Source organism: Kitasatospora sp. NPDC094019 (genome assembly GCF_044764505.1).
Classification (GTDB): Bacteria; Actinomycetota; Actinomycetes; order Streptomycetales; family Streptomycetaceae; genus Kitasatospora.
This window is the reverse complement of record NZ_JBIWIF010000007.1, coordinates 323,223-336,931: the sequence shown is the minus strand read 5'-3', so window position 1 is coordinate 336,931 and position 13,709 is coordinate 323,223. Positions and strand designations below refer to the sequence as shown.

12 protein-coding genes are annotated in these 13,709 nt (G+C 75.1%); 6 read left to right on the top strand and 6 right to left on the bottom strand.

Annotated features, from left to right (window positions below; genetic code table 11):
- Positions 1–5 precede the first annotated feature (5 nt).
- Positions 6–1,076 carry a ferredoxin reductase gene (locus tag ACIQ9P_RS18685; RefSeq protein WP_402356641.1) on the bottom strand — a complete coding sequence of 357 codons (1,071 nt, stop codon included), beginning with the start codon at positions 1,074–1,076 and terminating at the stop codon, positions 6–8.
- A gap of 86 nt (positions 1,077–1,162) precedes the next feature.
- Between ACIQ9P_RS18685 and ACIQ9P_RS18680 the strand changes: the two genes are divergently transcribed.
- The gene (locus tag ACIQ9P_RS18680) at positions 1,163–2,302 is read left to right on the top strand and encodes a PucR family transcriptional regulator (RefSeq protein WP_402356638.1); all 1,140 of its coding nucleotides are present in this window, start codon (positions 1,163–1,165) and stop codon (positions 2,300–2,302) included.
- Positions 2,303–2,401: 99 nt separating this feature from the next.
- On the opposite strand, the gene ACIQ9P_RS18675 is transcribed toward ACIQ9P_RS18680, so the two are convergent.
- Positions 2,402–3,184, bottom strand: a complete 783-nt coding sequence (locus ACIQ9P_RS18675; protein WP_402356635.1) for a hypothetical protein — start codon at positions 3,182–3,184, stop codon at positions 2,402–2,404.
- On the bottom strand, positions 3,181–4,089 hold the full coding sequence (locus tag ACIQ9P_RS18670; RefSeq protein ID WP_402356632.1) for an ATP-binding cassette domain-containing protein: 909 nt from the start codon (positions 4,087–4,089) through the stop codon (positions 3,181–3,183). Before ACIQ9P_RS18670 ends, ACIQ9P_RS18675 begins: the two co-directional genes overlap by 4 nt.
- A gap of 138 nt (positions 4,090–4,227) precedes the next feature.
- Here ACIQ9P_RS18670 and ACIQ9P_RS18665 point away from each other — a divergent pair, with 138 nt between their 5' ends.
- Complete coding sequence (locus ACIQ9P_RS18665; RefSeq protein WP_402356629.1) at positions 4,228–5,532, top strand: sensor histidine kinase; 1,305 nt, start codon at positions 4,228–4,230, stop codon at positions 5,530–5,532.
- The gene (locus ACIQ9P_RS18660; RefSeq protein WP_402356626.1) at positions 5,529–6,194 is read left to right on the top strand and encodes a response regulator; all 666 of its coding nucleotides are present in this window, start codon (positions 5,529–5,531) and stop codon (positions 6,192–6,194) included. Before ACIQ9P_RS18665 ends, ACIQ9P_RS18660 begins: the two co-directional genes overlap by 4 nt.
- Positions 6,195–6,234: 40 nt before the next feature.
- Here the strand turns inward: ACIQ9P_RS18660 and ACIQ9P_RS18655 are convergent, their stop codons facing one another.
- From ACIQ9P_RS18655 to modA, 3 genes are all read right to left on the bottom strand, one after another.
- Positions 6,235–7,308 carry an ABC transporter ATP-binding protein gene (locus tag ACIQ9P_RS18655; RefSeq protein ID WP_402356623.1) on the bottom strand — a complete coding sequence of 358 codons (1,074 nt, stop codon included), beginning with the start codon at positions 7,306–7,308 and terminating at the stop codon, positions 6,235–6,237.
- A gap of 97 nt (positions 7,309–7,405) precedes the next feature.
- Positions 7,406–8,290: an ABC transporter permease gene (locus tag ACIQ9P_RS18650; protein WP_402356620.1), complete on the bottom strand. Its 885-nt coding sequence runs from the start codon at positions 8,288–8,290 to the stop codon at positions 7,406–7,408.
- Positions 8,287–9,138, bottom strand: a complete 852-nt coding sequence (gene modA, locus ACIQ9P_RS18645) for a molybdate ABC transporter substrate-binding protein (protein ID WP_402356617.1) — start codon at positions 9,136–9,138, stop codon at positions 8,287–8,289. Before modA ends, ACIQ9P_RS18650 begins: the two co-directional genes overlap by 4 nt.
- A gap of 412 nt (positions 9,139–9,550) precedes the next feature.
- Here modA and ACIQ9P_RS18640 point away from each other — a divergent pair, with 412 nt between their 5' ends.
- The 3 genes from ACIQ9P_RS18640 to ACIQ9P_RS18630 all read left to right on the top strand — a co-directional run bounded on the left by ACIQ9P_RS18640 (position 9,551) and on the right by ACIQ9P_RS18630 (position 13,567).
- Complete coding sequence (locus tag ACIQ9P_RS18640) at positions 9,551–10,966, top strand: cytochrome P450 (RefSeq protein WP_402356614.1); 1,416 nt, start codon at positions 9,551–9,553, stop codon at positions 10,964–10,966.
- Between the two features lie 891 nt (positions 10,967–11,857).
- Positions 11,858–12,526, top strand: a complete 669-nt coding sequence (locus ACIQ9P_RS18635; protein WP_402356611.1) for an RNA polymerase sigma factor — start codon at positions 11,858–11,860, stop codon at positions 12,524–12,526.
- 45 nt (positions 12,527–12,571) lie between these two features.
- Positions 12,572–13,567, top strand: a complete 996-nt coding sequence (locus tag ACIQ9P_RS18630) for a hypothetical protein (protein ID WP_402356608.1) — start codon at positions 12,572–12,574, stop codon at positions 13,565–13,567.
- Positions 13,568–13,709 lie beyond the last annotated feature (142 nt).

Genomic DNA, 13,709 nt, shown 5'->3' with positions numbered 1-13,709 from the left:
TGCCTCTACCGTTCGATGTCGCAGGGGCCCGCGGCGGCGGACACACAGGTTTGGATGAGGACGCCCGGCTCGGCCTCGGTGATCTCGCCGGTGCGCAGGTCGCGGACGGCGCCCGCCTTGAGCGGCGTGACGCAGCCGAAGCAGATGCCCATACGGCACCCGGAGGGCATGAGCACGCCGGCCTCCTCGCCGACGTCCAGCAACGGCGTGGTGCCGTCCGCGTCGACGGTCCGGCCGGAGGCGCTGAACGTGACCTCGCCGCCGCCGTTGCCGTCTCCGCCGTCGGTGACGACGACGCTGGGGCGGAAGCGCTCGGTGTGCAGGCGCTCCCGGACGCCGTGCCCGGTCCAGTGCTCCTCCGCGGCGTCGAGCAGGCCCGCGGGCCCGCAGGCCCAGGTCTCGCGCTCGGCCCAGTCGGGCACGAGTTCGCCGAGCCGGGCGAGGTCGAGCTTGCCGTCGGTGTCGGTGTGCACCTCGGTGAGGCGCAGCTTCCCGTCCGCGACCAGGTCGTGCAGTTCGCCGCGGAAGATCACGTCCTGCGGCCGCGGCGCGCAGTGGACCATGACGACGTCGTCGAACCCGGTGTCGCGCAGCATGCCCATCACGGGCGTGATGCCGCTGCCGGCCGTCAGGTAGAGCACCTTGGCGGGCCTGGCGCGCGGCAGTACGAAGTCACCGGTCGGCTGGTCGAGCTGGATCAGCGTGCCCGGGGCCGCCCTGCGGACGAGGTGGTTGCTGACCTTGCCGTCCGGGATCGCCTTCACGGTGATCGTGATGCGGCCGTCCCGGCGGTTCGTCGGTGAGGTGATGGAGTAGGCGCGCCACAGGCGCCTCCCGTCGACATCGACCCCGATCCGCACGTACTGGCCGGCCGTGTGGCCGCGCCAGCCCCGCCCCGGTCTGATCACGACGGTCGCGGCGTCACCCGTCTCGGGGCGCACGGCCTCGATGCGCCCCCGCAGATCGGCGCCCGCGCGCAGCGGGCTGACCAGGTCGAGGTAGTCCGACGGCAGCAGCGGCGTCGTGACCATCTCCAGCAGTTTCCATGCTCTGCCGCGGAGGGTTGCACTCGTCATGCCTCCAGCTTGCTGCGCCCAAGGCGTAAAGTCCTGACCGTAGGACGTAAATCTGGTCGGCTGAATTGTTCGTAGGGAACAAAAACATGAGCCATGCCATCCGGAGGGCCAGCGAGCTGGTGCTGGACGCGACGACGGTCGCGGCGCTTCGGGCCGCGCTGGCGGCCACCGCCGACGAGGTCGTCGAGGCGATCATCGACGAGGTCCCTCCCTATGCCAACGCTCTTTCGGGCCGCATGGGCGGCACCATCCGCCGGGCCGTGCGCACCGCCCTGGGGCACTACCTGGACCTGGCGAGCGGGAACGCCACGGGTGGCGACGCCGGGGGCGCGGCCTACGAGCTGGGCCGCGGTGAGGTGCGCGACGGCCGTTCGATGGACGCCCTGCTCAGCGCCTACCGCGTCGGCGCCCGCGTGGCCTGGCGATGCCTGGCGGCGGGTGCCGTGCCCGCGGGGCTGCCCGCGGCCGAGGTCGCCAAGTTCGCCGAGCTGACCTTCGCCTACATCGACGAGCTCTCCGCCGCGAGCGCCGCGGGTCACGCCGACGAACTGGCCGCCCGAGGCAGGGCCCAGGAGCGCCACCTGGAGCACCTGGCCCGCGACCTCCTCGCCGGAGCGAGCCCGGACGTGCTGCTGGCCTCCGGGCAACGGGCCGGGTGGCAGCCCCCGCTGTCGCTGACCGCCGTCCTGCTGCCCGCCGCGCAGGCCCGGCCCGCCTACCGCGCGCTCGACCCGAGCACGCTCGTCCTCGACGATCTGCCGGACGCCACCGGGGTGCTGCTCGTCCCCGACGCCGAACGGTCGCACCTCCTGCGGCAGCTGACCGGCCGCAGCGCGGTGGTCGGCCCGGCCCGGCCGTGGACCCGCGCGTCCGCCTCGTACGCGCGGGCCGTACGCGCGCGGGCCCTCTCCGCCGATATTCGTGACACCGAGGAGCACCTGCCCGAGCTGGTGCTGAGCGCCGACGCGGACGCGCTCGCCGACCTGCGTGCCCGCGCCCTCGCACCGCTGCGGACCCTGCCCGTCGCGACCGCGCGGCGGCTGGAGGAGACGCTGCGGGCGTGGCTGCTGCACCAGGGCAGGCGGGACGAGGTGGCGGCGGCGCTGTTCGTCCATCCGCAGACCGTCCGGTACCGGATGTCGCAGCTGCGGGAGCTGTTCCCGGATCTCGCGTCGCCGCACCGGATCCTCGAACTGACCCTGGCGGTGGGTCTCCGGACCGACTGACGCGGAGACGGAGACGGAGACGGAGGCGGACGCGGCCCGTCCGCCCGGAAGGACACCCGCGGCCCCGGGGCGGCGGGTGCTCCACCTCGGTGGCACGTCTCAGACCTCCTGGCGGCGCAGGCTGCGGATGCCGCCGCAGGTGGCGGCGACGGCCCACAGGGCCATGATCAACAGGCCGGTCCAGTGCCCGTACGCCACCTGCGGGTCGTCGCTCCAGCGCAGCGCGTACTGGCCGGCCCGGTCGGGCAGGAACTGCACGACGTGGCGTACGACCGGGACCCCGGACAGCAGCGGCGAGAGCAGGAAGACGACCGGCAGCAGCAGACCCATGGCCGCGGTGGGATTGCGCAGGACGGCGGTCAGCCCGAGGCAGAACACCACCAGCAGGACCGGGTAGAGCGCACCCGCCGCGGCACTGCGCACGAGGGCGGGGCCACCCCGGACCTCCGGTACGAAGGCGGCGTAGCCGGCGAACGCCCCGGCCGTCCCGAGCACTCCGACGGCGAGGGCGACCGCCGCGGCGAGGGCGAGTTTCGCGCCGTAGAGGCGGCCGCGGCGCGGGACGGCGGTCAGCGACAGGCCGAGCATGCGGGTGTTGAACTCCTGGCCGAACAGCAGGACGGCGAAGCAGACCAGTGCCGCCTGGCCGAAGTTGAGGCCGTAGTGGATGCCGACACCCGGGTCGGCGGTGATGCTCCCGTCCTTGTCGCCGAGGGTGGCGGCGACGGCGGTGGTGAACCCGACCGTGAGCAGCAGGCCGACCAGCGGGGTGAGCCAGAGCGAGCGCAGGGTGGTGAACTTGATCCGTTCGGCGCGCAGGGCGGCCGGGATCGTCGAGCCGGTCGAGCCGGTCGAGCCGGTCGAGCCGGTCGTGGCGGTCACGCGGCCACCGCCCGGTACTCGACGCTGTCGGCGGTCATCCGCATGAACGCTTCCTCCAGGGAGTCCTGTTGGACGGCGATCTCGAACAGCACCACGCCGTCGGCGGCGGCCAGGGCGGCGATCTCCTCGGCCGCCGTGCCGGTGACCTCCCAGGCGCCGTCGGTGGACGGCTGCGCGTCCAGGCCGGAGCGGAGCATCAGCGTGGCCAGCCGGACCGGGTCGACGGCCCGCACCCGGATCCTGGTCCGGCCGTGGCGGTCGATGAAGTCCGAGGTCGCCGAATCCGCCAGCAGCCGGCCCCGGCCGATCACCACCAGGTGGTCGGCGGTCAGGGCCATCTCCGTCATCAGGTGCGAGGAGACCAGCACCGCCCGGCCCTCGGCGGCCAGTCCGCGCAGCAGGGTGCGGATCCAGCGGATGCCTTCCGGGTCCAGGCCGTTGACCGGCTCGTCGAGCATCAGGACCGGTGGATCGCCGAGCAGTGCCGCGGCCACCCCGAGGCGCTGGCGCATGCCGAGCGAGAAGCCGCGGATCCGCCGCCCGGCCGCCCCGGTCAGGCCGACCCGGTCGAGCACCTCGTCGACCCGGCGGTCCGGCAGGGCGTTGCTCGCGGCCAGCCAGCGGAGGTGGCCCCGAGCCGTGCGGCCGCCGTGCAGGGCCTGCGCGTCGAGCAGTGCTCCCACCCGCAGCAGCGGACGGTCGAGTTCGGCGTACGGGCGGCCGTCGACCAGGGCCCGGCCGGCGGTGGGGCGGTCGAGGCCGAGGACCAGCCGCATGGTGGTGCTCTTCCCGGCGCCGTTGGGCCCGAGGAAGCCGGTGACCACCCCCGGGGCGACCTCGAAGTCGAGCCCGTCCACCACCCGCACCCCGCCGTACTCCTTGGTGAGGCCCTCCACCTTGATCACAACCGTCCTCCGTTCCTCCGTGCTTCGGTGACTCCATGGGACCGCGCCCCGGGGGTCCGGCGGATCCCGCTCGGGAGGGGATCCGCCTCCCTCCCGAGCGGGAGTTTCCGCAGGGCCCTGAGCTGGCAGGATGGCGCGATGCCCCGAATACTCGCGCCCCTGCTGAGCGCCTCCACCTATTCGCGCTGGCTGCACCTGATGATCGGTCCGGTCTTCGTCGGCGTGGTGCTGATGGTCTATCCGGGCGTCGAGGGGTGGAGCCCGGGCGAGGTGCTGGCGCGGGCGGTGCCCGTGGACGCGGCACTGCTGGGGCTGGCCGCGCTTGTGCCCGCGATGCGGCGGGCGGAGGGCGTGCAGGCGCGCCTGCTGCTGGTGCCCGACCGGGAGCGGGACATCGCCGTCGAGCCCGCCCGCGGCTGGGCCGACCGGCGGCGGACGGCGGCCTGGCTGGTCGGGCGGGTGCTCCTCGGCGGGCTGGTCGGCGCGGCCTCGGTCCTCCTGGCCGGCGCCGCCTTCGACCTGGTGGCGCGGCCGGAGCGGACGGTGTTCGGGCCGCTGGCGGACGGTCCGGGCGGGTCGGTCTGGGCGCCGTTGCTGGCGCCGGTGCCGCTGTTCGCGCTCGGCTGGCTGGTCGTCGGGGCCGGGCGGCTCCAGCTCGCCATGGCGGTGCGGCTGTTGGGGCCGTCCCCGGCGGAGCGCCTGGCCACCGCCGAACTCCGGGCCGAACGCCTGCTGGAGCGCAACCTGCTGGCGCGCGAGCTGCACGACTCGATCGGCCACGCGTTGACGGTGACGGTCCTCCAGGCCGGGGCGGCGCGCGAGGTCGGCGACCCGGCGTTCGCGGCCGAGGCGCTGGAGATCATCGAGGAGACCGGCCGCCGGGCGATGGACGACCTCGAGCGCACGCTCGCCCTGCTGCGCGACCCGGGAGAGCCGGGAGAGCCGGGAGAGCCGGGAGGCCGGGGCGCGTCGGGCGACCCCGGCAGCGGCGAGGACGCGCGGGAGCGGCCCGGGATCGACCGGCTCCCCGCCCTGTTCGAGACCACCAGGGCGGCCGGCAGCCCCGTCGAGGCATCGGTCGACGTCCGCTCGGGCGCCCTCCCCGGGGTGCTCTCCCGCGAGGGCTACCGGATCGTGCAGGAGGGCCTCACCAACGCCCTCAAGTACGCGCCGGGGGAGCCGATCAGCATCCGGATCGCGCTCCGGGACGGCAACCTGGAACTGCGCTGCGCCAACACCCTGCGCCCGCACCCGGCGCACTCGCACCCCGCCCGTCCGTCCGGTGCCGAGCGGGGCCGGACGGACGGTTCACCGCGCCGGGGCGGCAAGGGACTTCGGGGCATCCGTGAACGGGCCGTGCTGCTGGGCGGCGAGGCCACGGCGGGCGCCGAGTCCGGCGAGTGGGTGCTGGCCGTTCGGGTACCCCTACGCTTGGACGGGTGACGATCGACAATCTGCTGGCCGACGACGAGGAACTCGTCCGGGCCGGCCTGCGGGTGGTACTGGAGGCGCAGGGCGACCTGCGGGTGGTCGGGGAGGCGGCGGATGGCGCGGAGGCGATCGCGCTCGCCCGCCGACTGCGCCCGCAGGTGGTCCTGATGGACGTTCGGATGCCCGGTCTGGACGGTCTCGCCGCAACTCGGGAACTGGTCCGTGACGCGGCCGCGCCCGGCGGGTACGCGCCGAAGATCCTGGTCGTCACCACGTTCGAGATCGACGACTACGTCTACCAGGCACTGCGGGCGGGCGCGGACGGCTTCCTGCTCAAGCGCACCCGGCCGAGCGAGATCGCCCAGGCGGTACGGCTGGTGGCGGCCGGTGAGTCGCTGCTCTTCCCCGCCCAGATCCGTCGGCTCGCCACCGCCCGGGGCAACGCGGCGGCGCGCGGCACGATGGCCCGCGCCGCCCTGACCGAACGCGAGACCGAGGTGCTGGGTCTGGTGGCACGCGGGCTCACCAACGGCGAGATCGCCGAACACCTCTTCCTCGGGGTGCAGACGGTGAAGACCCACGTCAGCAGCGTGCTGGCGAAGCTCGGCGCGCGGGACCGGACTCAGGCGGTCGTCCTCGCCTACGAGTCGGGCTTCGTGACGCCCGCCGAGTGACCACCCGAGCCGGTGGGGGGCCGGTAGGGGGCGAGTGCGGTCAGGCCGGATAGGCGTGGGTCTGGGCGGCCTTGACCGCGGCCCACACCGTCGTGCCGCGCGCCAGGCCGAGTTCGGCGGCCGCCGCCGGGGTGAGGTCGGCGGCCATCGGGACGGCCCCCGCCAGGTCGGCCCGCACCTGGTCGCCGTGGAGGTCGAGCCCGTTGACCGTCAGTTCCCAGACGTTGCGCGCGCTCCCCTCCGGCCGCGAGCGGTGCAGGACGACGGCGGACGGCGGGAAGGCGACGAACACCGGACCGGACCGGTCCTCGTCGGTGGTCAGCACGGCGCCGTCCGGCAGGGTCACCCGGTGACCGTCCGCGGTGCCCCGGTAGAGGTTCAGTCCGACCAGCCGGGCGATGTAGTCGGTGCGCGGCCGGCGCGCGATCTCCGCCGGCGGGCCGGACTGAACCTCGTGCCCGTCCTCGATCACCACCAGCCGGTCGGCCAGCACCATCGCGTCCAGCGGATCGTGCGTCACCAGGACCGCGACCGCCTCGAACTCGTCCAGGTGGCGACGCAGTTGGGACCGGACGTCGAGCCGGGTGCGGGCGTCCAGGGCGGCCAGCGGCTCGTCCAGCAGCAGCAGTCGCGGCCGGACGGCCAACGCCCGCGCCAGAGCCACCCGTTGGGCCTGCCCGCCGGAGAGCCGGGCCGGGCGGGCGCCGGCGTGCCCGGCCAGGCCCATCCGCTCCAGCCAGCCCGCGGCCTCGGCGCGGGCCTCGCGCTTGGAGCGGCCCCGGCAGCGCGGGCCGAAGGCGACGTTGTCGAGGGCGCTCAGATGGGGGAAGAGCAGGTAGTCCTGGAAGACCACGCCGACCGGGCGTTCCTCGGCGGGGGTGTACAGCCGCAGGGCCGGGTCCTCCAGGACCTCGCCGTCCAGGCGGAGGTGACCGGCGCCGAGCGGCAACAGGCCGGCCAGCGCGCGCAGGGCGGTGGACTTGCCGGCGCCGTTCGGGCCGAGCAGCGCGACCACCTCGCCGGGGGCGGCGGTGAGGGCGAGGTCCAGGGTGAAGGCGGCGCGGTCGACCCGCAGCCGGGCGTCCAGACCGGCTGCGCCGGGGTGGGAGGTCATCGGCGTGGCGCTCCGGGGGCGGGGAAGGGGACAGGGGCGGGAGCGGGGAAGGGCGGTGGACCGGGCGGGCGGGAGGGCGCGGTCCCGGCGGCCCGCCTCACGGCGTGGACATCCAGCGCTCGCGCAGCCCCGCCAGGACCGCGACCGACACCACCAGCAGCACCAGGGACAGCGCGATCGCCGCCTCCGGGTCCGACTCCATCGCGAGGTAGACGGCCAGCGGCATGGTCTGCGTGCGGCCCGGGAAATTCCCCGCGAAGGTGATCGTCGCGCCGAACTCGCCGAGCGCCCGCGCCCAGGCCAGAACGGCGCCGGCCCCGATGCCCGGGGCGATCAGCGGCAGCGTGACCCGCCGGAACGCGGTCAGCCGGGAGGCGCCCAGGGTCGCGGCGGCCTCCTCGTAGCGCGGGTCGGCGGCGCGCAGCGCGCCCTCGACGCTGATCACCAGGAACGGCATCGCGACGAACGCCTCCGCGATCACCACACCGGTGGTGGTGAAGGGCAGGGTGATGCCGAAGGCGGAGTCCAGCCAGGAGCCGACGATGCCGCGCCGGCCGAGCACCAGCAGCAGCGCGACGCCGCCGACCACCGGCGGCAGCACCAGCGGCAGGGTGACCAGGGCCCGGACCAGCCGCCGGCCCGGCAGTTCGGTCCGGGCCAGCAGCCAGGCCAGCGGCACACCCAGGACCAGGGACACCGCCGTGGCGGCCGTCGCGCAGACGAGCGAGAGGCGCAGCGCCTCCCACACCTGGGGGCTGGTGAGCTGGTCCGACAGGGTGCTCCAGGGGGCCCGGACCAGCAGCCCGACCAGGGGGAGCACGAGGAACGCCAGGCCGAGCAGGGCGGGCAGCAGCAGGGCGGCCGGGACCCGGTGCGCCCGCCGCCGCCCGCGCGGCCGGCGCGTGCCGCCCGCCCGGTCGGCGGCGCCGCCCCCGAGGCCCTTGGAGCCCCCGGGGGCCGTGCGGTCCGTGCGACGGATCACGGCGCCTGGAAGCCCGCCGCGGTCAGCACCTGCTGCGCCTCGGACGACTGGATGTAGGCGACGAAGGCGGCGGCGCCGTCCTTGTTCGGCGCCTTGGCGAGGGCGGCGATCGGGTAGTCGTTCACGGCCTTGGCGGCCTCGGGGAATTCCACGCCGTCGATCTTCGCAGCATCGGCCTTGACATCGGTGCGGTACACGAGCGAGGCGTCGACCTCGCCCAGTTCGACCTTGGTCAGCGCGCCCTTGACGTCCTGCTCCAGGGTGACCGGGGTGAGGTCGACATTGGCGGCCTTGAGCGCGGTCAGCGCGGCGGCGCCGCAGGGCACCTCCTTGGCGCAGAGCGCGACCTTCACGCCCGGCGCGGTCAGGTCGGCGAGGCCGGCGAAGTGCTTGGGGTTGCCCTTGGGCACGGCGATGGCGAGGGTGTTGCGCACGAAGGTCTTCGGCTCGCCGGTGGCGCCGCCCGCGTCGGTGACGGTCTTCATGGTGGCGGGGCTGGCGGCGGCGAACACATCGGCCGGGGCGCCGGAGTTGATGCTGGTGGCGAGGGCGGAGCTGCCGCCGAAGTTGAAGGTGACCTTGGCGCCGGGGTTGGCGGCCTCGAACTTCTTGCCGAGGTCGGTGAAGGTCTCCTTGAGCGAGGCGGCGGCGAACACCGTGATCGCTCCGGTGGCCTTCGGGGCGCTGGTCGCACCCGTGGCGGTGCCGGTCGCCGCGCCCGTGCCGGGGGCGGCGGGGGAGCTGCTGGTGCCCTTGGCGTCGGTGTCGCCGTCGCTGCCGCAGGCGGTGGCGCCGAGGGCCAGAACGAGGGCCGCCGCCGCGGTGGCGGTGATTCTGCGGATGGTCATTCCTGGGCTTCCCCTCCTGGGCGCGCCGGGAGGGGCGCGGGGTCAAGGCCGCAGATGCGGCCATTACGCCGATCATAGTGCCGCATATGCGGGCTGATTTTCGTCTGTCTCATCGCACAGGCCAGGAGTGACGAAGCGGGTGACAGGTCTGTCGGAAGACGCAAGCCGCCACCGGAGGAGGCGAGCCGTCCCGGGGTGCCGTCCGGGGTCCGTGCCGTGTTCGAGGGGGCGCGGGGCGGCCGGCGAGCGCGGGGAGGTGCGCGTCGGCCGCGCCCCGTGCGCCCCTTCTGTGCCGATTACCCGGCAGTTACGTTGGGGACGGAACGAGGGCACGACCGACCGGTCGCGCGGTCGGCGACGGGGGCGTCCGACCGGGCGCGGGACCGGCGGGGCGTACGACCGAGGAGGGGACATGTCGCTGACCGCCGCGACCACCAGCACCACCGGCACCGCCGCCACCATCACCCGGATACCCGGGCCGCCCGGACTCCCGCTGGTGGGCTCACTGCTCGACCTGACCCGGCGTCCGCTGCGGACGTACCTCGACGCCCGCCGCGACTACGGCGACGTGGTCCGCTTCACCGCCGGGCCGCCCGGACTGCGGGCCGAGTTCTACGCGGTGTTCTCACCCGAGGGAGCACACCAGGTGCTCGGCAGCGAGGCCGCCAACTTCCGCAAGGACAACAGCTTCTACGACGAACTGCGGACCAGCCTCGGCAATGGCCTGCTGACCAGCCAGGACGGCGACTACCAGCGCCAGCGCCGATTGATCCAGCCGCTGTTCACCCGGCGCCGGGTGGACGGCTACGCGGAGGCGATCGGGCAGGAGAGCGCGGTGCTCGCGGACCGCTGGCGGGCGGTGCCCGGCGGCGTGGTGGACGTCGCGGAGGAGATGTCCCGGTTCGCGCTGCGCACGGTGGCCCGGATCCTGTTCGGGGCGGACGTGGAGGCGGCGGTGCGGGTGGTGCACCACAGCTTCCCGGTGCTCGGCGAGTTCGTGCTCGAACGCGGCTTCGCGCCGGTCCGGGTGCCCCGCGGCTGGCCGACGCCGGCCAACCGGCGGGCCACCGGCGCGCAGCGCGATCTCTACGCGGTGTGCGACCGGATCATCGCCGAGCGGGCGGTGCGGCGGGCGGCCGGAGTCGTCGACGACGCCGGCCCGGACGACCTGCTGGAGCTGCTGACCCGGGCCCGGGGCGAGGGCGGGGAGCGGCTCGACCCGGCCGAACTGCGCGACCAGGTCCTGATCTTCCTGCTCGCCGGGCACGAGACCACGGCGACCTCGCTCGCCTTCGCGCTCTTCCTGCTGGCCAAGCACCCGGAGCAGCGGCGCCGGGCGCGCGAGGAGGCGGACGCCGTCCTGGCCGGACGGACGCCGGTGGCGGCCGATCTGGAGGCGCTGCCCTACCTCACCCAGGTGTTGAAGGAGGCGATGCGGCTCTACCCGGCCGCCTCGCAGATGGGGCGCCGCTCGGTGGACGAGTCGGTGATCGACGGGTACGTGGTGCCCGCCGGTGCCCAGGTCATCCTCGCGCCGTGGGTCACCCACCGGCACCCGGACCACTGGGAGCAGCCGGACCGCTTCGACCCGGACCGCTTCCTGCCGGAGCGGGAGAAGGAGCGGCACCGGTACGCCTGGTACCCGTTCGGGGGCGGGCCGCGGGCCTGCATCGGGCAGCACTTCTCGATGCTGGAGTCGGTGCTGGCGCTGGGCGCGCTGCTGCGGGACTTCGACTTCGAGGCCGTGGACCGCGGTGTCCGGCTGGGCCAGGGCATCACGCTCCAGGTGCGGAGTCCGATGCGGGTCCGGTTGACGCCGCGCGGCTGAGGGCCGAGGGTCGACGGCTGACGGCTGACGGCTGACGGCTGACGGCTGACGGCTGACGGCAGGCGGTTCGCGGTTGGTGCCGCGTGGCCGACGGAGGTGGCCGATGGCATGCGGACGACGGCAAGTGGCCCACGGCAAGGGAGAGTCGGAAGGGGAGTGCCCCGGCCCGGGGGCTCCGTAGCCAGGGTGGCCTGTCCGGTCGGGGCATACGACCGGGACATTCGAACACAGCGCCCCGGTGCCGCGGGCGGATTCGCGGATCCTCGCCGCCGCCGGGCGGCCGCGCCGATAGCGTCCCGTGCACCCCGGGTCGGAAGCGCACGCACGGACGGCACAAGAAGCACCCTTGCTCGACCACCCCGGCCTCCGCGCGGAGTCCGCCCGGCCCGGGGCACCCGCCAGGTCCGAGCCGCCCCGGCCGCCGACCCCGGTGCGAGCTGCCCGGGGTGGCGGCCGGGGCGGAGGCGGCGGCTCCACCCCGGCCGGTGGGGATCCGAACGCCTCCGCGCCCGGCCGCCGTTGGCACGTCATCTTCAGCGGGTGACCTCCGGGACGGCGGCCGGAGGTCACCCCGGGGGCGACTCTGCAAAGTGCTGGCGCGGTTTTGCAAAGTCACCCCCCGGGCTTTGCAGAACCGCCCAGGTGTCACCCGGCTCCACTCCCGTCCCGTACGCGAACGGCTGCGGAACGGTGTGGTGACGAACTATGATGTGATGTGCGTCACAGGGGCGTGCGGCCGGCGGTCCGACATCGATCGGCCGGGCCTTCGGGGTGCCGAATTTCCGAGGGGGCGGGATGGAAGTCACTGCCGGTTGCCGGGGCGGGGCGGATCCGGGCCCGGGTCCCGGCCCGCATTCGCGCCCGTCGGTCGAGGCCGCGGAATTCGACCGGGTGTTCACGGAATTGCTGCCCCGGCTCCAGCGAGCCGCCGTGCGCATGCTCGGGGACCCGTCCGGCGCGGGCGACGTGGTCCACGAGGTGTATCTGCGGATCGCCCGGAATCCCACCCGCTTCCTCGGCCATCCCCGGCCCTACGCCTACGCGTTCACCGCGATGGCCAATGTCGTGCGCGACGAGTGGCGTCGCGACCGTCGTCGGCTGCTCCCGTACGGGCTGCCGGAGGAGGTCGGCCCGATCGGTGGTGCCGCGGCGGTCGGCGGGGGGAGCGGTGGGCGTGACGATCCCTCGGGCGGTGGGGTGGCCGAGCTGCAGGCGCACTGGGAGGTGGTGCGGCTGCTGCGCCGGCTGACGGTGAAGCAGGCGAGGGTGGTGCTGCTGGTCGACCTCGACGGGTACAGCCTGGAGGAGGCCGCCACGCTCCTCGGCGTGCACCGATCCACCCTGGCGGTCACCCGGCGCCGGGCGCTGGATCGCCTGCGGGGTGTCCTTGAGCGGGAGCGCGAGTCGCCCGCCGAGGCCGGCCCCGGCGGCCGCCGCGCACCCGGCTCCCCGTCCGGACGCGTGTCCGAGCCGCCGACGGGACGCGTGTCCGACCCTCCGGCCGGACGCGCGTCCGGGCATGTGCCAGGGGCGCGCGCGGGGTCCGACGCACCGGTCTGACGGCAAGTCAGCTGAGCCCCGGCCTCGCCCCGTACGCTGCAAATCGTGATCACGTACGAGGAGCATCGGCTCCGCTCCCTTGCGGACGCGGGCCGTTGGATCGAACTGCTGGGCGCCTACCGGCAGGCCCGTGCCGCCGCCGTCGCGCTCGACCTGGCGGACGGAGGCGGGGCGGTCGCGGCCGCCCGGAGCCGGGCCGGCATCGCCACCGCCGCGCTCGGCCACCTGATCGCGTACGCCGCGCCGCCCGAGGTGGCAGCACGGCTGTTCGACGCGGACGGTGGCCCCGGTACCGCGGCCGGAGTGGCCGACCACGACGCCGGACCGCTCTGGGAAGTGCTGGCCACCCGGCACACCTGGCGGCGGCTGGCCCCGCTGATCGGGCCGTCCCCGGTGCGGCGGCTGGTCGCGCAGACCCGGGTACTGCTCGGCGAGGACCTCTCCTGGGGCGCCGAACCGGACCCCGAGGGGGTGCCGCTGGTGCTGGAGCCCTGGGAGTCGGTGGGGCGGGCCGACGGCATGCCGGTCCGGGAGTACCTGCGCCACGGTGGTTCGCGCAGCGCCCTGCTGACGCTGCCCGCCAGCCGGGAGGGGCTGGCCCGGGTGGAACTCCCCGAACCCGGTGTCCGGCTGCCGGGGCAGTCGGCCACCCGGGCGCTGGCGGAGCTGGCCGGCTGGGCCCGGACGGTCTGCGTGCGCGGGTCGGCGGCGGGGGCCGCCGCGCAGCTCGCGCCCGGGCCGCGGGTCGTCGGCGGGTATCTGCCGTTCGCCCTCGCCTGGCCGGCTCTGGTGCAGGCGGGCGTCGCGGACCGCGCGCACGGCGCGGCCCACGGTCGGCTGGCGCTGTGGCGGGTGCTGACGGCGATGACCGGCGCACAGCGACCGGAGTCGGCGGACCGGGCGGAGGTCCGCGCCCTGGTCGCGCGGATGCGCTGCTTCACCTGGGACGATCCGGCCGACCGGCTGCGGCACCTGCACCTCGCGCTGGAGGATCCGGCGACCGGGCTGAGCTGGGCGCTCAGCGGCTCGGAAGAGGTCTGAGCGGGCGCGGGCCGGTCCGTCCGGGCCGGTCCGTCACCCGCGGGATCGTCCCATCGCCGGCCGGCGCGCACCGTCGACCGGCGCAGGGCGGGCGCGAGCGGGGCGTCTGTCGACCGGGGAGGATGCGCCAGGCAGGTGATTC

Excerpts from the sequence above, each read along its gene's own strand:
- ACIQ9P_RS18685 (WP_402356641.1), bottom strand. The coding sequence starts at position 1,076 with ATGACGAGTGCAACCCTCCGCGGCAGAGCATGGAAACTGCTGGAGATG.
- ACIQ9P_RS18680 (WP_402356638.1), top strand. The coding sequence starts at position 1,163 with ATGAGCCATGCCATCCGGAGGGCCAGCGAGCTGGTGCTGGACGCGACG.
- ACIQ9P_RS18665 (WP_402356629.1), top strand. The coding sequence starts at position 4,228 with ATGCCCCGAATACTCGCGCCCCTGCTGAGCGCCTCCACCTATTCGCGC.
- ACIQ9P_RS18655 (WP_402356623.1), bottom strand. The coding sequence starts at position 7,308 with ATGACCTCCCACCCCGGCGCAGCCGGTCTGGACGCCCGGCTGCGGGTC.
- modA (WP_402356617.1), bottom strand. The coding sequence starts at position 9,138 with ATGACCATCCGCAGAATCACCGCCACCGCGGCGGCGGCCCTCGTTCTG.
- ACIQ9P_RS18640 (WP_402356614.1), top strand. The coding sequence starts at position 9,551 with ATGTCGCTGACCGCCGCGACCACCAGCACCACCGGCACCGCCGCCACC.